Origin of the sequence: Hanstruepera neustonica (assembly GCF_002895005.1) — a bacterium.
Taxonomy (GTDB): domain Bacteria; phylum Bacteroidota; class Bacteroidia; order Flavobacteriales; family Flavobacteriaceae; genus Hanstruepera; species Hanstruepera neustonica.
The window spans coordinates 140,329-164,312 of record NZ_POWF01000002.1 but is presented as its reverse complement, the minus strand read 5'-3'; the positions used below and the strand labels follow the sequence as shown (position 1 = coordinate 164,312).

29 protein-coding genes and 1 other RNA gene are annotated in these 23,984 nt (G+C 36.2%); 12 read left to right on the top strand and 18 right to left on the bottom strand.

What is annotated here, in order from left to right; all coding sequences use genetic code 11:
- Positions 1 to 35: 35 nt before the first annotated feature.
- Positions 36 to 1,763 (bottom strand): M14 family metallopeptidase, encoded by a 1,728-nt coding sequence (locus tag C1T31_RS05515; protein ID WP_103051488.1) that lies wholly within the window; start codon positions 1,761 to 1,763, stop codon positions 36 to 38.
- A gap of 99 nt (positions 1,764 to 1,862) precedes the next feature.
- Here C1T31_RS05515 and C1T31_RS05510 point away from each other — a divergent pair, with 99 nt between their 5' ends.
- Entirely contained in the window at positions 1,863 to 3,485 is a 1,623-nt protein-coding gene (locus tag C1T31_RS05510; RefSeq protein ID WP_103051487.1) for a SulP family inorganic anion transporter, read from the top strand.
- On the opposite strand, the gene C1T31_RS05505 is transcribed toward C1T31_RS05510, so the two are convergent.
- From C1T31_RS05505 to C1T31_RS05495, 3 genes are read right to left on the bottom strand one after another with little or no spacing between them, the layout of a single operon-like run.
- Positions 3,482 to 3,955 (bottom strand): nuclear transport factor 2 family protein, encoded by a 474-nt coding sequence (locus C1T31_RS05505; protein WP_103051486.1) that lies wholly within the window; start codon positions 3,953 to 3,955, stop codon positions 3,482 to 3,484. The genes C1T31_RS05510 and C1T31_RS05505 overlap by 4 nt on opposite strands.
- Before the next feature lie 7 nt (positions 3,956 to 3,962).
- Positions 3,963 to 4,418, bottom strand: a complete 456-nt coding sequence (gene coaD / locus C1T31_RS05500) for a pantetheine-phosphate adenylyltransferase (RefSeq protein ID WP_103051485.1) — start codon at positions 4,416 to 4,418, stop codon at positions 3,963 to 3,965.
- A gap of 18 nt (positions 4,419 to 4,436) precedes the next feature.
- A complete protein-coding gene (locus C1T31_RS05495; RefSeq protein ID WP_103051484.1) occupies positions 4,437 to 5,411 on the bottom strand; it encodes a D-alanine--D-alanine ligase in 975 nt (324 codons plus the stop codon).
- A gap of 161 nt (positions 5,412 to 5,572) precedes the next feature.
- On the opposite strand from C1T31_RS05495, the gene C1T31_RS05490 reads away from it, so the two are divergent.
- The 4 genes from C1T31_RS05490 (at position 5,573) to C1T31_RS05475 (ending at position 8,326) form a co-directional block, all read left to right on the top strand.
- Complete coding sequence (locus tag C1T31_RS05490) at positions 5,573 to 6,139, top strand: PASTA domain-containing protein (RefSeq protein WP_103051483.1); 567 nt, start codon at positions 5,573 to 5,575, stop codon at positions 6,137 to 6,139.
- 2 nt (positions 6,140 to 6,141) lie between these two features.
- Positions 6,142 to 7,182, top strand: coding sequence for an RluA family pseudouridine synthase (locus C1T31_RS05485; protein ID WP_103051751.1), 1,041 nt, complete (start codon positions 6,142 to 6,144; stop codon positions 7,180 to 7,182).
- 90 nt (positions 7,183 to 7,272) lie between these two features.
- Positions 7,273 to 8,031, top strand: coding sequence for a peroxide stress protein YaaA (gene yaaA, locus C1T31_RS05480; protein ID WP_103051482.1), 759 nt, complete (start codon positions 7,273 to 7,275; stop codon positions 8,029 to 8,031).
- A complete protein-coding gene (locus C1T31_RS05475) occupies positions 7,988 to 8,326 on the top strand; it encodes a hypothetical protein (protein WP_103051481.1) in 339 nt (112 codons plus the stop codon). The genes yaaA and C1T31_RS05475 overlap by 44 nt, the downstream gene beginning before the upstream one ends.
- On the opposite strand, the gene C1T31_RS05470 is transcribed toward C1T31_RS05475, so the two are convergent.
- A complete protein-coding gene (locus C1T31_RS05470; protein ID WP_103051480.1) occupies positions 8,316 to 8,447 on the bottom strand; it encodes a 30S ribosomal protein THX in 132 nt (43 codons plus the stop codon). The two genes, C1T31_RS05475 and C1T31_RS05470, sit on opposite strands and share 11 nt — an antisense overlap.
- 175 nt (positions 8,448 to 8,622) lie before the next feature.
- Between C1T31_RS05470 and C1T31_RS05465 the strand changes: the two genes are divergently transcribed.
- The gene (locus C1T31_RS05465) at positions 8,623 to 9,276 is read left to right on the top strand and encodes a uracil-DNA glycosylase family protein (protein ID WP_103051479.1); all 654 of its coding nucleotides are present in this window, start codon (positions 8,623 to 8,625) and stop codon (positions 9,274 to 9,276) included.
- 1 nt (position 9,277) lies between these two features.
- Here C1T31_RS05465 and C1T31_RS05460 read toward each other — a convergent pair whose 3' ends face one another.
- The 11 genes from C1T31_RS05460 to C1T31_RS05410 form a co-directional block, all read right to left on the bottom strand.
- The gene (locus C1T31_RS05460) at positions 9,278 to 9,877 is read right to left on the bottom strand and encodes a hypothetical protein (RefSeq protein WP_103051478.1); all 600 of its coding nucleotides are present in this window, start codon (positions 9,875 to 9,877) and stop codon (positions 9,278 to 9,280) included.
- 7 nt (positions 9,878 to 9,884) lie between these two features.
- Positions 9,885 to 10,907: a DUF481 domain-containing protein gene (locus C1T31_RS05455; RefSeq protein ID WP_103051477.1), complete on the bottom strand. Its 1,023-nt coding sequence runs from the start codon at positions 10,905 to 10,907 to the stop codon at positions 9,885 to 9,887.
- 22 nt (positions 10,908 to 10,929) lie between these two features.
- Entirely contained in the window at positions 10,930 to 11,748 is an 819-nt protein-coding gene (locus C1T31_RS05450) for a hypothetical protein (RefSeq protein ID WP_103051476.1), read from the bottom strand.
- A 49-nt stretch (positions 11,749 to 11,797) separates the two neighbouring features.
- A complete protein-coding gene (gene trpA / locus C1T31_RS05445) occupies positions 11,798 to 12,565 on the bottom strand; it encodes a tryptophan synthase subunit alpha (RefSeq protein WP_103051475.1) in 768 nt (255 codons plus the stop codon).
- Between the two features lie 3 nt (positions 12,566 to 12,568).
- Entirely contained in the window at positions 12,569 to 13,756 is a 1,188-nt protein-coding gene (gene trpB, locus C1T31_RS05440; protein ID WP_103051474.1) for a tryptophan synthase subunit beta, read from the bottom strand.
- Positions 13,757 to 13,813: 57 nt separating this feature from the next.
- Positions 13,814 to 14,440, bottom strand: coding sequence for a phosphoribosylanthranilate isomerase (locus C1T31_RS05435; RefSeq protein ID WP_103051473.1), 627 nt, complete (start codon positions 14,438 to 14,440; stop codon positions 13,814 to 13,816).
- Complete coding sequence (trpC, locus tag C1T31_RS05430) at positions 14,437 to 15,222, bottom strand: indole-3-glycerol phosphate synthase TrpC (RefSeq protein ID WP_103051472.1); 786 nt, start codon at positions 15,220 to 15,222, stop codon at positions 14,437 to 14,439. The genes C1T31_RS05435 and trpC overlap by 4 nt, the downstream gene beginning before the upstream one ends.
- 1 nt (position 15,223) lies before the next feature.
- On the bottom strand, positions 15,224 to 16,216 hold the full coding sequence (gene trpD, locus C1T31_RS05425; RefSeq protein ID WP_103051471.1) for an anthranilate phosphoribosyltransferase: 993 nt from the start codon (positions 16,214 to 16,216) through the stop codon (positions 15,224 to 15,226).
- A gap of 91 nt (positions 16,217 to 16,307) precedes the next feature.
- On the bottom strand, positions 16,308 to 16,874 hold the full coding sequence (locus C1T31_RS05420; RefSeq protein WP_103051470.1) for an anthranilate synthase component II: 567 nt from the start codon (positions 16,872 to 16,874) through the stop codon (positions 16,308 to 16,310).
- Between the two features lie 4 nt (positions 16,875 to 16,878).
- The gene (locus C1T31_RS05415) at positions 16,879 to 18,282 is read right to left on the bottom strand and encodes an anthranilate synthase component I family protein (protein WP_103051469.1); all 1,404 of its coding nucleotides are present in this window, start codon (positions 18,280 to 18,282) and stop codon (positions 16,879 to 16,881) included.
- A 239-nt stretch (positions 18,283 to 18,521) separates the two neighbouring features.
- On the bottom strand, positions 18,522 to 18,983 hold the full coding sequence (locus C1T31_RS05410; protein WP_103051468.1) for a MarR family winged helix-turn-helix transcriptional regulator: 462 nt from the start codon (positions 18,981 to 18,983) through the stop codon (positions 18,522 to 18,524).
- Positions 18,984 to 19,091: 108 nt separating this feature from the next.
- Here C1T31_RS05410 and C1T31_RS05405 point away from each other — a divergent pair, with 108 nt between their 5' ends.
- From C1T31_RS05405 to C1T31_RS05390, 4 genes are all read left to right on the top strand, one after another.
- The gene (locus C1T31_RS05405) at positions 19,092 to 19,631 is read left to right on the top strand and encodes a TlpA family protein disulfide reductase (RefSeq protein WP_103051467.1); all 540 of its coding nucleotides are present in this window, start codon (positions 19,092 to 19,094) and stop codon (positions 19,629 to 19,631) included.
- A gap of 5 nt (positions 19,632 to 19,636) precedes the next feature.
- Positions 19,637 to 20,248, top strand: a complete 612-nt coding sequence (locus tag C1T31_RS05400; protein WP_103051466.1) for a thioredoxin family protein — start codon at positions 19,637 to 19,639, stop codon at positions 20,246 to 20,248.
- A gap of 92 nt (positions 20,249 to 20,340) precedes the next feature.
- The gene (locus tag C1T31_RS05395) at positions 20,341 to 20,655 is read left to right on the top strand and encodes a rhodanese-like domain-containing protein (RefSeq protein WP_103051465.1); all 315 of its coding nucleotides are present in this window, start codon (positions 20,341 to 20,343) and stop codon (positions 20,653 to 20,655) included.
- 7 nt (positions 20,656 to 20,662) lie between these two features.
- A complete protein-coding gene (locus C1T31_RS05390) occupies positions 20,663 to 21,064 on the top strand; it encodes a rhodanese-like domain-containing protein (RefSeq protein ID WP_103051464.1) in 402 nt (133 codons plus the stop codon).
- A gap of 79 nt (positions 21,065 to 21,143) precedes the next feature.
- On the opposite strand, the gene C1T31_RS05385 is transcribed toward C1T31_RS05390, so the two are convergent.
- The gene (locus C1T31_RS05385; RefSeq protein WP_103051463.1) at positions 21,144 to 21,389 is read right to left on the bottom strand and encodes a GIY-YIG nuclease family protein; all 246 of its coding nucleotides are present in this window, start codon (positions 21,387 to 21,389) and stop codon (positions 21,144 to 21,146) included.
- 114 nt (positions 21,390 to 21,503) lie between these two features.
- Positions 21,504 to 21,898, bottom strand: a transfer-messenger RNA (tmRNA) gene (gene ssrA / locus C1T31_RS05380).
- Between the two features lie 107 nt (positions 21,899 to 22,005).
- On the opposite strand from ssrA, the gene C1T31_RS05375 reads away from it, so the two are divergent.
- Together C1T31_RS05375 and C1T31_RS05370 are read left to right on the top strand one after the other, a co-directional pair.
- Positions 22,006 to 23,208: an NAD(P)-dependent oxidoreductase gene (locus tag C1T31_RS05375; RefSeq protein ID WP_103051462.1), complete on the top strand. Its 1,203-nt coding sequence runs from the start codon at positions 22,006 to 22,008 to the stop codon at positions 23,206 to 23,208.
- Positions 23,198 to 23,983: an SDR family NAD(P)-dependent oxidoreductase gene (locus tag C1T31_RS05370; protein ID WP_103051461.1), complete on the top strand. Its 786-nt coding sequence runs from the start codon at positions 23,198 to 23,200 to the stop codon at positions 23,981 to 23,983. Before C1T31_RS05375 ends, C1T31_RS05370 begins: the two co-directional genes overlap by 11 nt.
- Position 23,984: the final 1 nt, after the last annotated feature.

The following is a 23,984-nucleotide window of genomic DNA, read 5'->3' as shown; positions in this document are numbered from 1 at the left end:
AGAAAGATCTCGCCTCAATTTAATTGGGGCGTTTTCTATTTTAACCTAAATATGGGATATTGCAAATGAGCATTCTCATAATGATTGGAGCGTTCAAAAATCCAGTTGAGTTGAGCGTACCAATTATTGGCAAATTCTGAATCGGAATTCTTCTTATTTTCAAACTCTGATTTTAATTTAGGATTATCTCTTAATATAATTATAGCTTCATCTTCAAAAACATAAGGGGAAAAACCTTCCTTTTGTTGCAAAATAGTATCAAAGAAATTCCAATTAAAAAACGAATCGGGTGCATTAGGCTCTAATGTTTCTAACAAGTAACGCATGGCTGGTTGGTTGGTTGGTATCAAGTAGTCTCCTTTTCTAAAGGCTATAGATTCTTCATTGATTCTTACAACGGTATTATAATGTGGATAATGGCCTTCAAAGGAATTGTTTCTAGTTTCAAAGTCTTTAGTTTTATAAGACTGAACTGAAATAATTGTGTCTTTTTCAAAACGTTTCATTTCAACTTGATTTAATTTCAACAAATCAATGATATTATGCCAACCTTGAGGGATGATGTATGCTTTTGGAATGGTTACTTCTACAGATGGTTTAAAATAATTTTGGTAATCGACGTCTTTTGTAAATGGTTTATCACGATTGTATTTTAAACGATTGCTTCCAGTAATGTCACTTTCAACAAACTCCCCTTCATAGCCCTTAAATAGCAAGGTGCTTGTTTGGCTTTCATCTATTTCCCAATCCAATGGATATTTTTCGCCTATTCTAAATCCATTAAAAGCTGCTTCTCTCAACAAACCAATGGCTTCATGATTTTCTTCAATAATGTCAATCATGCTTATCATGAGTTCATAAGTGCCTTCAACACGTTGCTTGTAGGGTTTTAACATGTGGGTTTCCACCATCATGCCTAGGGTGTTCCAAAGCGTTGTATAGCCTGTAGAATATCTCGGGTAATCCATAAACTGATTAAAGCCTTTTTCGGGAACTTGATTAAAAACATTTACATAAGGCGTGATGTCCCAATTTTTTTCAGCCAATTTGTTTTCCAGTTGTGGCATTAATTCTCGGTGTAAAAATTCTCCAAGAGAACCACCTAGTTTATTATGCTGGGTGAATAAATGCGTTAAGGTGTATTGGTAATCAGCGCCATTGCTCACATGGTTGTCTATAAAAACATCGGGTTTTAATAAATGGAAAATTTGAGCAAAGGTTTTGGCGTTTTCAGTATCACATTTAATAAAATCACGATTTAAGTCGTAATTTCTAGCATTTCCTCTAAAACCGTATTCCTTTGGGCCGTTTTGATTGGCGCGTGTTCCTGAATTTCGATTCAAACTACCGCCAACATTATAAATTGGAATAGTTGCCAGAACGGTGTGCTTGGGTAGGTTAATTCTGCCTTGAACCATATCGCGAAAGAGCATCATAGTGGCATCAATGCCATCGCTTTCACCTGGATGGATACCGTTGTTGATGAGTAAAATGCGTTTATCGGTTTGCCTGATTTTATTAAAATCAAATTCTTTCTCTAGATTTAATGTCACCACATGCAAAGGTTCTCCGGAATCCGTTTTTCCAATAGCTTGAATAGAAATCTCTGGATATGCTTTAGCTAAACGTTTGTAATACGAAATGGTTTGGTGGTACGTAGCTGTTTCGGTACCCTTGCTTTTTTCAAAAACCGTCTCAAAATCTTGAGCATTCAAATTTTGGTACAGCAAACAAGAAATCAGAAAAACAAACAATCTATTCATAAAGGCAAGTTTTAAACTATAAACTTAATCAAAATCTAACAATATAAACTTGTGCTTGTTCATATTAACCGTATTTTTGCAGCCTGAAAAACGACCATCATGACAGAGTTTATTAGAAAACGAGCGGCTAATGCCAAAAACGATATTTTATCAGGTTTAACGGTTGCTTTGGCATTGGTACCTGAAGCTGTTGCCTTTGCTTTTGTAGCAGGTGTAGATCCTTTAGTTGGTTTATATGCAGCCTTTATGATTGGTTTGATAACCTCTATTTTTGGCGGCCGTCCAGGTATGATTAGTGGCGCTACAGGTGCTTTGGCGGTTGTGATGGTGAATTTGGTAGCTGAAGGAAATGCCATGGGAGCCGCTGATGAACAGTTAGGCTTATATTACTTGTTTGCAACCGTTATTCTTATGGGTGTCATTCAAATGCTGGCCGGAGTCTTTAAACTTGGAAAATTTGTTCGGTTAATACCACATCCTGTCATGATGGGCTTTGTGAATGGTTTAGCTATTGTGATTTTCCTGTCGCAGTTAGGAATGTTTATGACTACTGAAAATGGTAAAGAAGTTTGGTTGCATGGAAGTGAGTTATGGATAATGATTGGACTTGTAGCATTGACCATGGGAATTATGTTTGGTTTACCCAAGTTGACTAAAAAGTTACCAGAAGCATTAATGGCGATATTGGTTGTTTCTGCCATTGTGATTTTCGGAAATTTAGACGTGGCTACCGTAGGAAGTTTTATCAGAGATGGAGGAGGAGAAGGATTAAAAGGTGGCTTACCACAATTTCAGTTTGACATATTTAATAAGGTTTCTTTTACTTGGCAAACCTTAAAATTCATTGGACCTTATGCATTGATCTTGGCGGCCATTGGCTTGATAGAATCCTTAATGACCTTAAATCTGATTGATGAATTAACAGAAACTCGCGGAAATACCAATCGGGAATGTTTGGCACAAGGTGGTGCCAATATCGTTACGGGTCTGTTTGGTGGTATGGGTGGTTGTGCCATGATTGGCCAATCTATCATCAACATTAAAGCAGGCGGTCGAACTAGGTTATCTGGTATCGTAGCGGCTGTTGCTCTGTTGATGTTTATATTATTTGCATCAGGACTTATTGAGCAAGTGCCTATTGCGGCCTTGGTTGGTGTGATGTTTATGGTGGTCATCGGAACCTTTGCATGGTCTAGTTTTAGAATTGCACGAAAAATTCCGCGATCTGATTTATTTGTGTTGGTTTTGGTTTCTGGTTTGACGGTATTGTTTGATTTGGCCGTTGCTGTAATTGCTGGAGTTATTGTTAGTGCTTTGGTATTCTCTTGGGAAAATGCGAAACGTATTCGTGCTCGTAAACGCTTTAAGGATGATGGTACTAAAGTTTATGAAATTTGGGGACCATTGTTCTTCGGCTCCATAAAGGCGTTTAATGAAAAATTTGATGTAAAGAATGACCCTGAAACGGTTGAAATCGATTTTGTGGAATCGCGTGTGAGTGACCATTCGGCTTTAGAGGCTATTTTCAATCTGGTTGAAAAGTATGAAGCCGAAGGTAAATCCATTAAACTAAAGCATTTGAGTGAGGATTGTAAAATCTTATTATACAAAGCCAGTCCGAAATTCCGAGAAGTTATTATTGAGGCAATAGATGATCCGCGTTATCATTTGGCAGCAAATCCCGAAGAATTTCCAAAACCGCTTTCGGAATATAAGTTTTAATCTAAATTTCGAGATTGTCCGTTCAGGAGTTTCCAACCGTCAGTACGCTTAATAAGTGTGCCCGATTCTATTATTTTGAAGTTGGAAGTCGCATTAGCTGTATCAATCATTTTCCCTTTTACAATACCAGAATAGTTAGCAATTTCTGGTGACAAAGGAAATATTTCCAAAGTTTCAAATTCAAAAGAAATGGATTGTATGCTTTTGTTATTCTGGATAAGAATGGATTTTATGGAATCATACTTAATAACAGACTTGTAACCTGGTGGTACCCAGAAAAAATCATCAGAATCATCTAAATAATCAAATTCAGCAGGTAAACCATTTTGTTTGATCGCTTCATGATAATTATCAAACATGGATTTAATTTCGGTGATGGTTTCTTCTTTATTAAATACTTCAGCCTTTTCCTTTTGACATCCTAATAACACAAAAATTAGGAGTAAAGCATTTAGCTTGAGATATTTCATCAGTTTACTATTTAACGCGAACACTTTTTGGCACCAATTTGGTGTAATCACCGTTATTTCGGATGACATCACGAACGATTGAAGATGAAATATATGAGGTATCAGCAGCAGTCAATAAAAACACCGTTTCAATGGGCGCTAAATCCCGATTGGTATGGGCAATGGCTTTTTCAAATTCGAAATCAGCTGGATTTCGTAAGCCGCGTAAAATGAATTTGACATTATTTTTTTTACAGAAATCAACCGTGAGCCCTTGATAGGACACCACCGTTACCTTCGGTTCATTGGCAAAGGCTTCCTTGATAAATTGCATGCGTTCTTCTAAAGAGAACATATACTTCTTCTCTGCATTAATACCAATGGCCACAATAACTTCATCAAACAAATTGACAGCTCGTTTAATGATGTCGTAATGCCCTAGAGTAATGGGGTCAAATGACCCTGGAAAAATCGCGCGTTTCATGTTTTAAAATTACAATTTTTATTTCAAAGCTTCCTCAATGGCATTTTCAAAGAGTTCAGAAAGACTGATTCCAGCAGCTTGTGCCTGTTGCGGTAAAATGCTAGCCTGCGTTAATCCGGGAACGGTATTGATTTCCAATAAATGTGGTTCGCCATTTTTGAAAATATATTCACTCCTTGAAAATCCAGTCATTTTTAAAACCTCATATACTTTTTTGGCCAGTTCCTTTACCTTGTTCGTGTCTGCTTCAGAAATGCGAGCAGGTGTGATTTCTTGTGATTCACCCAAGTATTTGGCTTTGTAATCAAAAAAATCGTTTTCACTGACAATTTCTGTAATGGGAAGTACTCTTGTTTCGCCTTTATAGCTGATAACACCAACGGAAACTTCGGTGCCATCTAGAAACGATTCTATAATAATCTCATTATCCTCTTTGTAGGCAAAATCTACTGCTGCTTGTAAATCTTCTTTTTTATAAACTTTGGTTATACCAAAACTACTGCCGGCTCTGTTGGCTTTCACAAAACAGGGTAGGCCAACCGCTTTTACAATGGCTTCTTCATCAACCGTGTCACCTAAATTTAAATAATAGCTTTCGGCTGTTTTAATTCCAAATGGCTTTAAGACACTCAAGCAATCTCTTTTGTTGAACGTTAATGCCGCTTGATACATGCCACAACTGGTATGCGGTATGTTCAGTAATTTAAAGTATGCTTGCATATAGCCGTCTTCACCTGGCGAACCATGGATAGCATTAAAAATACAGTGAAAGTTTACTTTTTCACCATCAACCCTGATGGAGAAATCATTTTTGTCAATGGGATATTCTCTGTCGTTGTCATCAACATAAACCCATTTATCTGAAAAGATATGCAAGCGATACGCATGGTACTTTTCAGGATTTAATGTTTTGTAAACAACGTTGCCACTTTTCAGTGAAATTTCGTATTCACTCGAGTAGCCACCCATGATGATGCCTATGTTTTTTTTCATAGATAATTTCTGCAGTAGCAGAACCGTGTTAATTAATACTATCTATATAATCTGAAACGTGCAATAAAACGTATCTATTATTAGTTAAGCTAAAATATCACTTAAAAATCAAAACTAAAAACAGTTCTGTTTTTATATATTTGTTTCAGAAATTATCTTTCATGAGTTTATTAGGATTCCTTAAGAGTAAAGTATTTTTAAAACAATTGGCCTTGGCTGTAGTAGCTTTGGTAGTGATTGTTTTTATCATGTTAAAATGGTTGAATATTTCCACCAATCACGGTGAATTTGAAACGGTGCCTGATTTAAAAGGGAAATCCATTGAAGTAGCTAATATTGAGCTGAAAGAAAACAATCTTGTGATGGAAATTTTGGATTCTTCAAATTTCAATCCGGATTACCCCAAATTTTCAGTTATTGAGCAAGATCCTGATGCTGGTAAACAGGTTAAGGAAAATAGAAAAATATACCTAACCTTAAATCCTTCTGGTTACCGAAAAGTTATGGTGCCTGAATTAAAGGAACGAACGCTTCGTCAGGCAAAACCAACTTTGGAAGCCCTTGGTTTTAAATTGGGAGAGTTAAAGTATGTGGATAATATTGCCATTGATGTGGTTTTGAAAATGACTCATGACGGTCAAGAAATAGCAGCAGGCGATATGTTGCCTAAAACATCAAAAATAGATTTGGTCTTGGGTAACGGAAAACGTCCTGGTTCAACCGAATAATGATGGAGGACTACACACCCGAAAATCAAGAAGAAGATGATGACTTGTATGAGCATTATGCTTTTACAGCCGAAAAAGGTCAGCAACCACTTCGCATAGATAAATACCTTATGAATTTTATTGAGAATGCCACGCGCAATAAAATTCAAGCTGCTGCCAAGAATGGGAATATCTACGTCAATGATTCGCCAGTAAAATCCAATTACAAGGTCAAGCCATTTGACAAAATCCGTGTGTTGTTTGAGCATCCACCTTATGAGTATTTACTGACTCCAGAAAATATTCCGCTTGACATTGTCTATGAAGATGATGATTTGTTGGTGGTCAATAAAGAAGCTGGTATGGTTGTGCATCCTGGGCATGGTAATTATTCGGGGACGTTGATTAACGCATTGATTTACCATTTTGATAATCTGCCCAATAACTCCAGTAATAGACCAGGTTTGGTTCACCGAATCGATAAAGACACCAGTGGGCTTTTGGTGATTGCCAAGAACGAGGAGACTATGGCGCATTTATCCAAGCAGTTTTTTGATAAAACCAGTGAGCGCGAATATGTGGCTTTGGTTTGGGGCAATATTGAGGAAGATGAGGGAACCATTGAAGGCAACATAGGGAGACATCCTAAAAACCGCTTACAAAATACCGTTTTTGAAGGTGATGAAGCCGATAAAGGTAAACCTGCCGTAACGCACTACAAAGTTCTGGAACGACTAGGTTACGTGACTTTGGTGTCTTGTAAGTTGGAGACCGGACGTACACACCAAATTCGGGTGCACATGAAACACATTGGGCATACCTTATTCAATGATGAGCGATATGGTGGTGAAAAAATTCTAAAAGGTACCACCTTTACCAAATACAAGCAGTTTGTAGATAACTGTTTTAAAGTATTGCCAAGGCAAGCACTACACGCCAAAACATTAGGTTTTGAGCACCCCAAAACTGGTAAGATGTTACGATTTGATTCTGAAATTCCGGAGGATATGCAAGCTTGCATTGAGAAATGGCGTCAATATTCCAAGCATCAAGCTGACGAATAAATTTTAATTATCATTTCATAGGAAACAACTAAATTATAAAGTTGATTCTTACCAAGCGTCATTGTAAATTTGTTAAAAATTTAGATACTCATGAAACTCGTTTTATCTCCTGCCAAATCATTGGATTTTGAAAGTAAACTACCAACACCAAAAAGCACTGAAGCCTGTTTTTTAAATGAAGCTGAACGCCTGAACAAGTTGTTAAAAAAGAAATCGGCTAAAAGTTTATCCAAATTGATGAGCATATCTGATAATTTGGGACAACTCAACTATGAGCGTAATCAAGAGTGGCAGTTGCCTTTTACCAAAGATACTGCACGGCAAGCGGTTTATGCCTTTAATGGTGATGTGTATAGAGGCATGGATGCCTATACCATCCCAAAGGATCAGATTGATAGATTACAAGATACCGTAAGAATTCTATCTGGACTTTATGGTGTTTTGAAGCCCTTGGATTTGATTATGCCTTACCGCCTAGAGATGGGAACCAAATTCCCTGTTGGTAAAAACAAGAACCTTTATGAGTTTTGGAAAAAGAAAGTCACCCAAGCTTTAAATGATGAATTGGAAGACGATGAACTGTTTTTAAACTTGGCGAGTAACGAGTATTTTAAAGCAGTTGATACCAAAGCCTTGAAAGTTCCGGTTATACATATAGATTTCAAGGAGTTTAAAAATGGCGACTACAAAACCATTGGAATTTTTGCCAAAGTGGCTCGTGGATTAATGGCACGGTATATTATTGATACTAATGCCAAAACATTAGATGATATCAAGAATTTTAATGTAGAAAACTACAGATTCCATGAGCAGCTCTCAAAAGAAAACAATCTGGTCTTTACAAGATAACAAGCGTACCGAAGAAGAGCGCAATATTTTTAAGCCAACTGGAAAGAAGCCTAAAAACAAAACCTTGCAATACATCCTTGTTGCTATATTGGTCTTGTTTGTAATGAGTTTTATGCTTATTCAAATTTACGAAGAGCCTCTTGAAACCTGTGTTACAGCGCGTTTTTGCATCAATTCCAAAGAAGATGTCTTGCTGTATACCGGCTATGTTTTTGTGAATATAATAATCATACTGGTAGCTATAGCTGTTGCCTATAAAATTGGTAAACGATTAGGAAATAAAATCAAGGTTTAGCCTTCTTGTTGATATTGATTTTATCTTCAGGTTTTACTTTTTTCTTGATACGTGGACGTCTGACACCATAAGTACCTCGATTGATTTTGCCACGTTTTGTTTTTTTATCGCCTTTTCCCATAGTTTATTGCCCACGAAAGTGGGAATCTCATTTAATTAAACTTATTTTTATTAGCTATAAAATACGAAATTTGGTTCTCGATACAAATTTTTCTCATTTCAATCGAAAAATTCACTCGAATTGACGAAATTTATCAAAATGTACTTTAGATTCCTGCCTGCGCAGGAATTGTATTATGTTCCTACACAAACACCCATACGAACCTTTTATTCAAGAAAACACCACGAAATTGATTCTTGGCACCTTGCCACCGCCACGTTTTTCTACGGGCGATTTACTGGAAAAGGATGTTGATTTTTGCTATGGGAGTTACTACAACAGTTTGTGGTTGTTTATTGATGCCATACACCAACTGGGGCTGCGGTATGACAACTCGCAGGAAGCCATAGACCAACGAAAAGCGTTTTTAATTGAGCATCGAATAGGTGTCTGTGATATTGTAGCCTCTGCTGAACGTGACAAGATTGATGCGTCTGATTTGGGGATGAGAAACATTGTATTACGCAATTTAGTGGGCTATTTAAAGCAATATCCCAATATTGATACCCTGTTGTTTACTGGTGGCAACAGTAAGAATGGTCCGGAATATTTTTTTAGGAGGCATATAAAGGATTACAACCTAAAATTGGAATTGGTAGAACAAGAGATTCCTAGAATTCACAAATTTGAACTTGATGGTAAAATCATTCAAACCGTATCATTGACCTCGGCTTCTGGTTCTGCAAATAGGGCCATTGGTAGCAACCCACTTTATAAACAACTTAAAGCTAAAAATCCCAAGTTCAATACCTTTGATTTTCGGGTCATGCAGTATCGGGAGTTTTTTTGAACTATTTGATCGTTTTGTTAGCTAGGATTGACTCAATGTTTAACCCCTCACCAAAATTATAAATGGCGGACATAGCTTCTTTCATGGTAATGGGATAGTATTCAAATTCCGAATTAATCATATAACGGACTTCGCCAGCATCAATTTTAGGGGCATCAGGAATGTAGATAGTGGTGTGGTTTTCTTTTTTGTCGGTAATGAAAGCAATTCTGTAAGCATTGTCTTCCTTGAATACAATACCTTGCCAGACTTCGTTAATGACTTTGTTTTTGTCGCCAATTAGTCTAAACTTGAGCATTTGTAATGATGGGAAAAAGACAAATAGTTTTTTCTCCAATCGGGTATTCCAGTTTCTTACCAACCCTTTTTCAATGAGCATGCCTGCCAAATAGCAAACGAGAATGATAATAAGAATCGTGACTATGAGTACAGATGATTTACCAAAAATGGTATGCAAGTCTAACAGCGAACTTATTTTTTGACCTAATGGGTGAAGGATTTCAAAAAGCTGCTTGCCAGCAACAACAACCAAAAAGAACGGAATTATGAAAAACAGACCGCCAAAGATTAATGCTCTTGTTGATTTATTAAAAAGTGCCATAAGCTAATTAATTAAATTCCCATCCAAAGGTTGATTGAAACACATAGTCAGATACTGAAGCGCCTTCAACAGGTTTGCTATCGTAGTTATAGGTTAACCCGAGTTTTATAAAGAAATCCAGTGGTAAATCATACTTTAAGTTCAAGGTGTAGTCCAGCCTGTATCGACCACCTTCGGTCAAACTAGGGTAAAACGTGACGTTGGTGTTCAAGCTAAAGTCCTTAACATCAAAAATGTCAAGAGCTAATCCACCATAGGCCTCCAAAGAATTTCTGTTAGTGTTATTAACATCCGTAAAGCTTTCGTTGTTCCAAGCTAAACCAAATCCGCCACCAAAATATAATTTATTGGAATGGATGATATATTTACCGAGACCAGACTTGACGGTTGAACGTAGTTTTAGTTTTTGTTCATCGTTTGAAAGGAAATCTCCAGAAAGGGAATAAAACCAATCCCGTTTCATAAAATACTTAAGGCCTAAAGTAGCATCCGTACGGCTGGTGGCTTCGGTATTATCTTGATTACTTCTCACGGAATTATAGCTTCCGTTTAAAACCCATTTGTAAGCGGTATAGCTCAAATTACTGTTAATAGATAATTGACTCAAATTGTTACTTTTGGTAATGTTATACCCTACTGAAACCGAGGCTTTAATTCGAGAAATAAATTTATTTTTTACGGGATTGATATAAACGATATCCTTAATTTTTACTGTGGAATCATTGTAACCTTTAAGTGTTACCACAGCTGAATCGCCTTGTTGCGTGTACATGGAACTGTTTATGCGCGTGCCATCAGACAAGGTCATGAGATAGGTTTGCTTACTTTTAATACTGATGATGTCAATCCAAGTAATGGTAAAATCAGAATCGCTATAATCTGTTTCAATAGTTACGACACCACGATCCATTGATTTAATTTCCCCAACTAATTTGTCATTATTTTTTAAAACAATCGTGTCATTTTGAGCGCACAAAGTCAATGGTGTGAGGAGCAGTAAATAGGCACAAATTATTTTAAAGTATTTCATTAAAAATGATTTTGTATGTTTTTTATCCTTTTGGGAACAATAATACGATCATGGCTCTAAAACCCCAATCGGCTGTGTTGGCATTGCCGTATGGTATTCTTGGACCAATGGCAAATTGCGTTAACTGTTTACCAATGCTAAATACTTTTGCACCAATTAGATGAAGACTACCCGAAGTAGCATCAGCATCCCAATTTTGTGTAAGTTCGGTGTTGATGGTCAAGGAATAACCACCTTTAAAGTTTCTAGCTATAAAAGGTTGTAAAAATGTATTATTGACATCGGCTCTATTATCACTGCCAGCTACAGACCAAATGTGGTTTGCCAAAGCACCAATGGTAAATTGTCCGGCTTGTTTGAGCATCACCACTGTAGGACCCATGCCAAACTTTTCGGTGCCTAGACGATTATCGGTGGCAGTTGGAACCAAAAATACTGGGCCTGCTCCCCAAATAAGTCCACCAGAAGTTGGCTCTTTAGGCGAAAAGAAGCCACTAACAACAGCATCGCTTAATCCAAACTGACTGCCACTGTTTCCTTGCACATCTTGTTGTGAAATAACCGGTAATATAACCCGCCCAATTAAATTCCAATTCTCACTTAAGCTAATGGGGACAACAGGTTGAATGTTTAAAGTCATTCGTGAACCATTTGCAGCGCCAATACCAAAGTCAAAATTTCCTTGAAAGGGTACACTTATCAAACTGGCAACAGGATTCTGTAATTGCTTGGCTAGAGCATCTGCTTGGGATTCTTGAGGAGCTTCCTCATTATTTTCTGTGTTTTGTGAAAAGGTAAAACAATAACAGAATATAAATAAAAGTAGAAAATATGATTTCATTTTTTGGTTGTTGGTTTGTACTACTAAAATAGCCTTTTTTTTATTAAAGCTATTTGTTTAGGATAGAAACTACAAATTTTTCAATAGCCTGCAATGTATTTGTTTTAATGACCTTAATAAAAGCACTGCCAATTATGGCGCCTTTGGTAAACTGTGTGGCTTGTGAAAAGGTTTCATGGTTTGAAATACCAAACCCAACTATTAAAGGATTTTTAAGTTTCATGTTGGCAATGCGCTTGAAGTAGTCTAATTGCGTATCATCAAAACCTGTTTTGACACCTGTTGTGCTGGCTGAACTTACCATATAAATAAAGCTCTTGGAAATGGCATCAATATATGTAATGCGCTCATTTGAAGTTTGGGGTGTAATTAAGAGTATGTTGATCAGTCCATATTTTTCAAAAGTGGATTGGTACTGTTCGGTATACACATCAACAGGTAAATCGGGAAGTATTAAACCATCTATACCAATGTCCTGACATGTTTTACAAAAGGCTTCCACACCATATTGTAAAATAGGGTTAAAATAACCCATAATAATTAATGGAATTGAAACCGATTTACGAATGTCTTTTAATTGATTGAACAACACTTCGGTAGTCATACCATTTTTCAAAGCTTGCGTTGAACTGGCTTGAATAGTTGGGCCATCAGCTAACGGATCACTAAAGGGCAAACCAATTTCAATCATATCGACATCGCTTTTTTCAAGGGTTTGAATGATGCGTACCGTATCATTTAAATTAGGATAACCCGCTGTAAAATATATAGACAGTAGCTTTTTATCTTCTTGTAATTTTTGATTTATCCGATTCACAATTTAAAGTTCAAAATGTTTCATATAAGTCTCTAAATCTTTGTCACCACGACCCGACAGGCTCAATACCACAATATCTTCAGGGCTGAACGTTTTCTTATTAAAAACAGCTAGGGCATGTGCACTTTCAATAGCAGGAATGATGCCTTCCAGTTTACAGAGTTCAAGTCCCGCTACCATGGCTTCGTCATCTGTGACGGACAGAAACTGGGCTCTATTGGTTTGGTATAGATGGGCATGCATTGGCCCTACGCCAGGATAATCCAATCCTGCTGAAATGGAATAAGGTTCGGTAATTTGCCCATCTTTGGTTTGCATTAATAGGGTTTTGCTGCCATGTATAATACCGATGTTTCCTAAAGCAGATGTTGCTGCACTTTCTCCAGAATGAATACCTTTTCCTGCGGCTTCAACAGCAATTAAATGAACTTGGGTGTCATTTAAGAAATGATAAAAGGCACCAGCAGCATTGCTGCCTCCACCAACACAGGCAACTATATAGTTTGGTTTTGAAATGCCTTCTTGTTCTAGTAATTGTTTTTGTATTTCTTCTGATATAACTGATTGAAATCGGGCAACCATATCAGGATATGGATGTGGGCCAACAACGCTTCCAATGATATAATGGGTATCTGTTGGATTGCTTATCCAATCGCGAATAGCTTCATTGGTGGCATCTTTTAGGGTTTTGCTGCCTGATGTGGCAGGAATTACAGTAGCTCCCAACATTTTCATTCTAGCAACATTAGGCGCTTGCCTAGCAATATCTATTTCACCCATATAAACCACACATTTCAAACCCATTAAGGCACAAACCGTAGCTGTGGCAACACCATGTTGTCCAGCGCCAGTTTCGGCAATGATTCGGTGTTTGCCCAAACGTTTTGCCATGATAATTTGACCTATGGTGTTGTTTATTTTGTGTGCACCTGTATGATTGAGGTCTTCACGCTTTAAATAGATTTTTGTATGGTATTTTTCTGAAAGACGTTTGGCAAAATAGAGTGGAGACGGACGACCAACGTAGTCCTTTAATAATTGGTCAAACTCTGCTTTAAAAGAAGGGTCAGCCATTATTTTCAGGTAGTTTTGGCGTAACTCTTCTACGTTTGGATAGAGCATCTCTGGAATGAAAGCACCTCCAAATTCTCCATAATAGCCTTTTTCGTTGATGTTATAAGTTTTTTTCATAAAGCTTTGTCAATTCGACATGAGCAAAGTGATTGAGAAATCTCGTAATGAGATGTCTCAACTGCGCTCGACATGACATGTTAATTCTTTAAATGCCTTTAATTCTTCAATATTTTTTAATCCTGGTTTATCTTCAAATTTACTATTGACATCAATGGCATGACAATATTTAGATTCCTGCTTGCGCAGGAATGACAAGATAGCGTCAGCTTCATTTAAACCAATACCGCCACTTAAAAAATAGGGCTTGGTAGAAGGGTATTTATCGAGCACCTTCCAGTTGAATGTATAGCCATTTCCACCTGGGTGTTTTCCTTTGGTATCAAACAAAAAATAATCACAAACAGCCTCATAATCTTTTAAAACACTGAAGTCAAATTCGTTTTTAATTGAGAATACTTTGATGATTTGTTTCCCAATTGATTTAATTGAATTGCAAAACTCTGGTGATTCCTGACCATGCAATTGAATAAAATCGAAATTGTATTCTTCATTTTTTCTTTTTATCAAGCTTTCATCTTCATCAACAAAAACACCAACTTTTTTTATCCCTTTTGGTAATGCTGGAATAATACCCTTATAATGTCTGGGTGACTTTTCATAGAATATAAAGCCCATGTAATCTGGTTGCAATGCTGCAACTTCAGCAATATTATATTTCATGCCACAGATTTTTAGTTTCATGCTTCAAGGTTTCTTATGAATTCTGTTGCGCTTTTTCCAGGATTATTAGTTTTCATGAAATTCTCACCAATCAAAAAACCCTTATAGCCATATTGCTTAAGATCTCTTATGGCTTCAATAGTACTTAAGCCGCTTTCAGATATTTTTATAAAATCTTTTGGTATCATAGCACTTAACCTTTTGCTAGTCTCTAAACTAACTTCAAAGGTTTTTAAATTGCGGTTATTTACGCCAAGCATATCTACTGTTGATATGATTGATTTTTGTAATTCTTCTTCATTGTGTACTTCTAATAATACCTCCAAATGTAGCTGTTTTGCCAGTTCTGAAAATTGCTTAATTTCCTCTTTTGAAAGTACGGCAGCAATTAATAGAATGACATCAGCACCATGTGCTTTAGCTTCTATAATTTGATACTCTGATATTATAAAATCTTTGCGTAACAGAGGAAGTTTGCAACTGGCTCTAGCTAAAATAAAATCATCTAGAGAGCCGCCAAAATATTTACCATCAGTTAAGACTGATATACCCGAAGCACCAGCAGTTTCATAACCTGAAACAACATCTTGAACATTTGCGTTTTGATTGATAGTTGCTTTTGATGGTGAACGACGCTTATGCTCGGCAATGATTCCAGTTCGGCTTTGTTTTAAGTTTTTTACAAGAGAATATGTTTTTATTTCAAATAGTTTTGCTTGTTCCAATTGTTTTATGGGAACAAGTTGCTTTTTCAAATCAATTTCAACACGTTTATCGGTTATTATTTTTTGAAGGATATTCATGCTATTTACTTAATGCTATTAATGTTTCAAAAGAAGCTTTGGCTTTACCACTTAAAAGGGATTCCAAGGCTATTTCAAAACATGTATTTACTGGTTTTTGGGTAGCTGTTGAGATGGCTATGGCTGCATTGGCACAAACGACATGGTTTTGTGCATTGGTGCCATGACCATTTAAAATATGGGTGAATATTTTTGCCGATGATGCAATGGAGTTTCCGCCATGAATGTCGGCCTGTTTGAGTTGTTCAACACCAAATTCTGAAGCCGAAATCATATATTCAGTATGATTGGTAACGACTTTGGCAGTGTCTGTTAAAGACAGTTCATCATAGCCATCTAAAGCGTGAACAATGCTATAGTTTTTATTGGTGTCTTGATACAGGTAATTATAAAGTCGCAAAAGTTCCAAACTAAATACGCCAACCATCTGATTTTTTGGAGACGCCGGATTTACCATGGGACCTAGCATATTGAAAAAGGTTTTAACGCCTAGTGCTTTTCTAATGGGAGCCACCTCCTTCATAGCAGGATGAAATAATGGTGCATGCAGCACACAAATATTAGCTTTATCCAAGCATTGCTTTAAAAATCCCATTTTATTGGAAAACCTCACGCCAAGATATTCCATAACATTTGATGAGCCACAAGTTGATGATACACCATAATTGCCATGTTTGGTAACTTGAATACCAGCGCCTGCTGTTACAAATGAAGCCAAGGTCGATATGTTAAATGTATCTTTGCCATCACCACCTGTTCCGCAAAGATCTATGGTATTATACCCTCTTAAATTTACCGGAACGCAAAGCTCCAAAAGCGCATCACGGAACCCTTTTAATTCTTCAATAGTTATGGAACGCATCATATAAACTGTTAGAAACGAAGCCACAAGACTGGGGTTGTATTCCCCTCTGGAAATAGCAATAAGTACTTTTTTTGCTTCTTCGGTTGAGATGCTTTCCTGATTAATTAATCTGTTTAAAGTATCCTTCATCTGTTAATATTTATTTGTTTGAATGGTCAGGTGGAATACTCTGATCAACATGGTCGGTTGGTTTGCAAATTTTGTTAATGGGTATTTCATATTAGTTGTTTACCCAATTCTTTAAAATTTGTTTGCCATTAGGTGTCAATACCGATTCTGGATGAAATTGCACAGCTCTCACATCATACTCCAAGTGTTTTAAAGACATAATCTGATTTTGTTCATCATATGAAGTTACAACGAGACATTCGGGCAGTTTTGGATTAACCACCCAGGAATGATATCTGCCAATCGCTATGGTTTTGTCTAATCCTTCAAATAGGTAGTCCCCTTCATCGGTGATTGTTATGTTTGTTGCTACCCCATGAAAAACGGTATCTAGATTTATTAGTTCACCACCAAAAACTTCGGCTATCGCCTGTTGACCCAAACAAATACCCAAAATGCTTTTAGTTGTGGCATATTCTTTTATCAATGGTTTGAGTAAACCAGCTTCTTCTGGTATTCCTGGACCTGGCGATAGTAATATTTTGTCGAATTTCTCAACATCTTTTAAGTTGAATTGATCGTTTCTAACTACTGTGACCTCACAATCTAAATCTTCTAAATAGTGAACAAGATTATAAGTGAAACTGTCGTAATTATCTATAACTAGAATTCTTTTCATGATTTTAGAGTGTTTTAGCAATTTCAATGGCCTTTGTTAGCGCACCTAATTTATTGTAAACTTCCTGAAGCTCACTTTCAGGATTTGATTTTGAAACTAGACCGGCACCAGCTTGCCAGTGCAACTGATGGTCTTTGCTTAAAAAAGTACGAATCATTATTGCGTGATTAAAATTACCATTGAAGTCCATAAACCCAATGGCGCCACCGTAAAAACCACGATTGGTCTTTTCGTATTTATCAATTAACTGCATGGCTCTATGTTTTGGGGCACCACTTAATGTGCCAGCAGGGAAGGTATCGGCTACTACCTGAAAAGTTGGTGTTTTACTGTTTTTAATAGCCCTTACTTTACTTACTAAATGGATAACGTGTGAGAAGAATTGAACTTCTCGATAGGTCTCAACAGTTACCTGACTACCATGTCGACTTAAATCATTTCTGGCCAAGTCAACCAGCATCACATGCTCAGCATTTTCCTTTTCATCAACGGCTAATTTTTTTGCAAGTTCTGCATCCTGTTCATCATTTCCTGTTCTTTTAAATGTTCCTGCAATAGGATGTATTTCAGTTTTATTGTTATTAACAATAAGTTGAGCCTCTGGCGAGCTGCCAAATATTTTGAAATTGCCATAGTCAAAATAAAATAGGTAAGGTGATGGGTTAATACTTCTCAAAGCTCTATAGACATTAAAATCATCGCCTTTAAATTTTTGAGAGAATTTTTTTGAGAGAACCATTTGAAAAACATCGCCTCTTGCACAATGCTTTTTGGCTAACTCTACCTGCTCTTTGTACTCTGCATCCGTTAAATTAGAGATTGTTTTTCCATTAGTTGAAAAATTAAAAGCGGTAAAGTTTTTGGCTTTTATAAGTTGGAGAATCTCATCAATATTATTGTCTGCATTAAAACAATGTGCAAAAACATAGGCTTCGTTCTTAAAATGATTGATGGCGATGATATTTTGATATACAGCGTAATAGATATCTGGAATATCTAGTTTATTATCCTTGTCAGTAATTTCAATGTCTTCAAAGTACTTGACGGAATCATAATTCATATAACCAAAAATCCCATTATTAATAAATTTAAATTCATTTTTAGTTTTGGTTTTAAAGCGCTTTGTAAACCCATGTATTTTGTTAGTGATGTTTGTTTTGGATGTTATTTTGGTGTTTAGGGTGCTGCCATCGGGAAACGTTTGTTTTATGAGTCCATCTTTTATTTCTATTGAAGCAATCGGGTTACAGCATATATAGGAAAAGCTGTTATCATTTGTGTGATAATCACTACTTTCCAACAAGATACTATTGGGGTATTTGTCCCTTAGCTTTAGGTAGATACTCACAGGTGTAATAGTATCGGCCAATATTTTTTTATTATGTGTGTAAAGACTAAAAAGTTTCATGCTTATAAATTAAAAAAGGCTTGTCGTGAATGACAAGCCTTTTGAGATATTTTGTTTAAATATACGAATAGCGTTAATTCACGAAATGAGATTTCGAAATTTCCACCACCATGTATTATTTAATATTGTTTTCATTATTGGTTCAAATATAGAATGAATTTAGAAGTTTCCAAAATAAATAAAAAAAAACTACCATACAATGATGGTAGTTCTTCTAGTTACCAGATGTTTAAAGAGAATTAGTTAGCTATTAATCGAATCTTTTCCAGTAACTTGTTTAATTCTCGGGATTCTTCTTTGGTTAGTTGGCTTGTTATATCTTTTTCTGTGTTATCAATTAAAACATCCAAAATCTTTAAAGCCTCCAGGCCTTTATCCGTAATGTTTATGTTAATTTTTCGTTTGTTTTTAGCATTTACTTCTTTGGTCACATACCCTTTTGCAATTAATTTATCTATCAGGCGCGTGGCATTGCTGCTTTTGGTAACCATACGCTCTTGAACGTTTGCTAACGTTGAGGCGACACCTTTTTGACCTCTCAAAATCCTCAAAACATTAAACTGTTCAAGTGAAATACCATGTGACTTCAGAACATCATTTAGTTTATAGTTAACCAAATTAGCTGTATAAACTAAATTCACAACAGTTTTTTTTGAATCGGATAACGATTTACTTGTTTTAAGAATGTCTTCAATTCTCATTGTAACTGTTGTATATACAAATGTAAAAAAATAAATATATAAATGGCTTAAAATTAAATATTTGTTAAACATTATTGGGTTTCAGTAGTTATATCTAATTTTAGTGAAATGAAGTATTTAATTTTATTCCTTGGAATTTGTTTGTTCAGTTGCAATCAAGACAAAAAAAATGTTGTGGCTGATTACAAGACTAATGAAGTCGAAAAAGTTCAAACTCAAGAGCCTGCAATTTCCCTTGAGGTTCATGATTTTAATGGTATTGAAAAATATTTGAGTTTTTCTGATGAAAAGACTTATGTTGTGAATTTTTGGGCTACCTGGTGCGGACCTTGTGTGAAGGAACTTCCATATTTTGAAAAATTAGGAGCAACGTATCAATCTGATAATGTTGAAGTGATTTTGATTAGTCTGGACTTCCCAAAACAGTATGAATCCAAATTAAAACCTTTCATTGTTGAAAAGAAGTTACAATCTAAAGTTGTTCTGTTGAATGATGTGGATAGTAATTCTTGGATTCCTAAAGTTGATGAAAATTGGTCAGGAGCCATTCCAGCCACATTGATATACAATAAAGAGAAAAGACAGTTTTACGAACAGTCTTTTACCTATGAAGAACTAGAAACCGAACTCAAACACTTTTTAAACTAATTATTATGAAAACACTAAAAACAGTATTCGCACTTATAGCAGTTGTGACCTTATTTTCATTTACCGCAATCAATGACAGTGGCGGTTATGAAATAGGCGATATAGCTACAGATTTTAGTCTGGAAAACATTGATGGTAAGATGGTATCCTTGGCCGATTTTAAAGAAGCCAAAGGTTTTATTGTTGTATTTACTTGCAATACCTGCCCTTACGCAGTTGCCTATGAAGACCGTGTTGAAGCGTTGAACAAAAAGTATGCTGATAAAGGCTATCCGGTTATTGCCATCATGCCTAATAATACCGATGTGAAACCTGGTGACAATATGGAGGCTATGCAAGCCAGAGCCAAAGCCAAAGGCTTTACCTTTCCTTATTTAATGGATCAAGGACAAAAGATTTATCCGCAATATGGCGCTACAAAAACACCGCATGTATTTGTATTGCAAAAAACCAAAAAAGGTAATGTGGTAAAATATATTGGAGCCATAGATGATAATTACCAAGATGCCAATGCCGTTAATCAGAAATATGTAGAAAATGCTGTCGATGCGTTATTGTCAGGCAAAGAAATTACGGAAACCAAGACGCGAGCTATTGGTTGCTCTATAAAAGTTTAGAAAAATAAAGAATCCGAAGCGTAACACTTCGGATTTTTTTTCGTCTGTTAATCAATAAATCTTAATTTTGTTATAAATCAAAAAAAAGAGATATGGCAGATTTGACCCAAACCGAATGGCGCGAGAAATTGGAAAACGATTCCAATGCCGTCCTCATTGATGTCCGAACAGAGCAAGAGATAGATGAAGGCTATATTCCTAAAGCATTACATATGGATATTTATCAAGGTCAGACTTTTATGGACAAAGTTCAAGAACTTGATAAAGATAAGACCTACTATATTTATTGCCGCTCTGGCGGCAGGAGCGCCCAGGCATGTGCCATCATGAATCAGTTGGGATTCAATAAAACCTACAATCTTTTAGGTGGTTTTTCAGAATGGCAAGGAGCGATAACCCATAAATAATTTAGAGATGAAAAAAAATATTGTATTCGTTGCACTCCTTATGATGATTGGAGTTAGCAGTTGTAAAAAAGAAGAAAAAAAAGGTGAAGTAAAAGTGGTTTCTGTTGAAGAAATGCAGTCATTAATGGAGTTGGATGATATTCAATTGGTAGATGTTAGAACACCAGGCGAATATGCTGAAGGATATATTGAAAATTTTCAGAACATTGATTTTTTATCACCAACCTTTGATGAAGATATAGCCAAATTGGACAAAAACAAACCTGTGATTTTATATTGTAAATCCGGAGGTCGCAGTGCCAGTTGTGCAAAAAAAATGGTGGATGCGGGTTTTGTAAAAGTTTACGATTTGGAAGGTGGTATTTCCAAATGGCAACATGAAGGTATGGAAGTAAAAGTGGTGCAGTAAACCCTTTTAGTTAAAAATCTATTTTTTTGAAATTGCCGAAAACGAGATTTTATAAGTATTTATCTGAATATTTAGAAAATTAAATCAATCGTTTGTTTCTAACAGCCTTCCCCGAACCTGTTTTTAAATATCGTTCAAAATCATAAGCTTTTTGTTTGTCTTTAAATAATGATAGATGTACTAATTTTACAGGTAGTTTATCTTTTGTATAGTGCACTTCTTGATTATTGTGTGCTTTCAATCTACTTTTAATATTTGTTGTAAATCCTGTATAATAAGTCTTGTCATTACATTCTAAAATGTAAACAGCATAAGGTAATTCCATAATTATTTTTTTAAACAGTGGACGAGTCCACCGAAGCTCGTAAAAATCAAATTAAGGAATTTTGAGTGAAAGTAAAATAAAAAGCCCTCTTTCGCTTAAAGCTACAGAGGGCGTAGGTGGAGTCGGAGAGAATCGAACTCTCGTCCAAACAAGTAACCAAAGGGCTTTCTACACGTTTATTCTGTTCTTGTTTTTTCGATTGCAAGCTGGTTACAGACAACCTACTGACAACTTATCTTCTTTAGTTTCAAACGTAAATCGAAGCGCTTCACGTTCTATATTAACATTTACGATGCCTCTAATCGAACGCCGTTAATCAAGGCTTTCAGGAGACATTTAGCTTGTACACCTTGTGTACCTAGGCCAATCCTACTATGATTCGGATTAGGCAGCTAAAGCGTAGTTATTCTCGCCGTTTAAAAGTTTGACCTAGCCTTTTACGTGTTTCAAAGTCATTACACGACGTGCTTACCATTTCATTAATCTTGCTGTCAAAACCAGTCGACCCCAATTTTCAATTATCTAAAATGATAAAGGTCTGCAAAGTTATCAAAAAGTTTGTATAACCTTACCAATACACTTATTTTCGTGCAATAATTATTCCAATTTTCAACTTATGAAGTTTGCCATTATTAAAGAGCGCAAAAACCCACCAGATAGACGAGTGGTTTTTTCACCTAAAAAACTTGCTGAAGCCAGAGCGCAGTTTCCACAAGCGGAGTTTGTGGTTGAATCCAGCGATATTCGTGTGTTTCCTGACGCTGCTTATGAAGCTTTAGGTTTTCAGGTGACTGATAATGTGTCAGATTGTGATGTCATGATTGGTGTTAAGGAAGTGCCTATTGAAAATCTAATCCCCAATAAAAAATACTTTTATTTCTCACATACCATCAAAAAGCAACCCTATAACCGTAAGTTGCTTCAAGCGATGCTAAAGAAAAATATTGATATGTATGACCACGAAACTATAGTAAAAAAAAGTGGTGCGCGTTTAATTGGCTTTGGACGTTATGCTGGTTTGGTTGGTGCTTACAATGGATTTAGAGCACTTGGATTACGAGAAGGTTTGTTTGATTTACCAAAAGTGGAAACCTTGGCCGATTTAAATGAAGTCAAAGCAGAATTGGATAAAATAACCATTCCAAATATTAAAATTTTATTGTCCGGAACAGGTAAGGTAGCGCTTGGCGCCAAAGAAATATTAGATCATTTACAAATCAAGGAGGTTAGCGATGCCTTGTATTTAACTTCTGAATTTTCAGAACCAGTTTATTGTCGGGTGGATGTGATGGAATACAACAAACGCAAAGATGGTAAAGTAGGAGAGAAGTGGGAGTTTTATAAGGACCCAACTGGTTATGAAAGCAATTTTATGCCTTATGCCAAGCAAACAGACTTTTTTATTGCGGGTCATTTTTATGGAAACAATGCACCTTATTTGTTCACCAGGGATGACGCCAAACACCCTGAATTTAGAATTAACTTGGTGGCTGATATTAGCTGTGATGTTGATGGTCCTGTTGCATCAACCTTGAGAGCGTCAACAATAGCAGACCCATTTTATGGCTATGATGCCAAAACCGAAAAAGAAGTAGCTTATGATGCCAAAGGCGCTATAACGGTTATGGCAGTCGATAATTTGCCTTGTGAATTACCAAAAGATGCCAGTGAAGGATTTGGTGAGATGTTTTTGGAGCATGTGATTCCAGCATTTTTTAATAATGACGAACGCGGTATTTTAAAGCGAGCCAAAATAACCAATAAAGGTAAGTTAACCGAAAGGTTTGCCTACCTTCAAGACTATGTAGATGGGAAATAATAAAACAGCATTAATAACAGGAGGTGCTTCTGGACTAGGTTATGAGTTAGCATTGCTATTTGCCAAAGATGGCTATAATTTGGTTTTAGTTGATATTAATGCTGATAAACTTGAGGAAACGAAGCATGAAATTGAATCGGCGTTTGACGTGTCCATACAAATTATGGCGAAGGATTTAAGCATAGTCAATATTTCTCAAGAAATTGTTTCTGAATTAGGTGATATTCAAATAGATGCTTTGGTTAATAATGCCGGTTTTGGAGCCTTTGGTGCTTTTCATGAGGTTGATTGGGAGCGCCAATCGCAAATGCTCAATTTACATGTTCTAACTACCACACATTTAACAAAATTACTTTTGGAAGGTATGGTTGAACGCGGATCTGGAATGATTTTAAATCTATCATCTTTAGCAGCTTTTCAACCTGGACCATTAATGTCTTTGTATTATGCCACCAAAGGTTATATTCTGTCGTTTTCAGAAGCTATTGCCAATGAATTAAAAGGAACAGGTGTCACCGTTACGGCTTTGTGTCCTGGACCAACCAAAACCTCTTTTCAAGAAGTGGTGGCCAGTGCCTCTTCAGAAAATAAAATAACCTTTAATATGGCTAGTGCCAAGGCTGTTGCTGCATATGGTTATGAGGCCATGAAAAAAGGAAAAACCGTTGCTATTCCTGGTGGCTTGAATAAAATATTAGGAACCTTGCCACGCTTTATACCCAGAAATATGGCTACAAGAATTGTTAGACGTATTCAAGAAAAGAATAGGGAGTAAA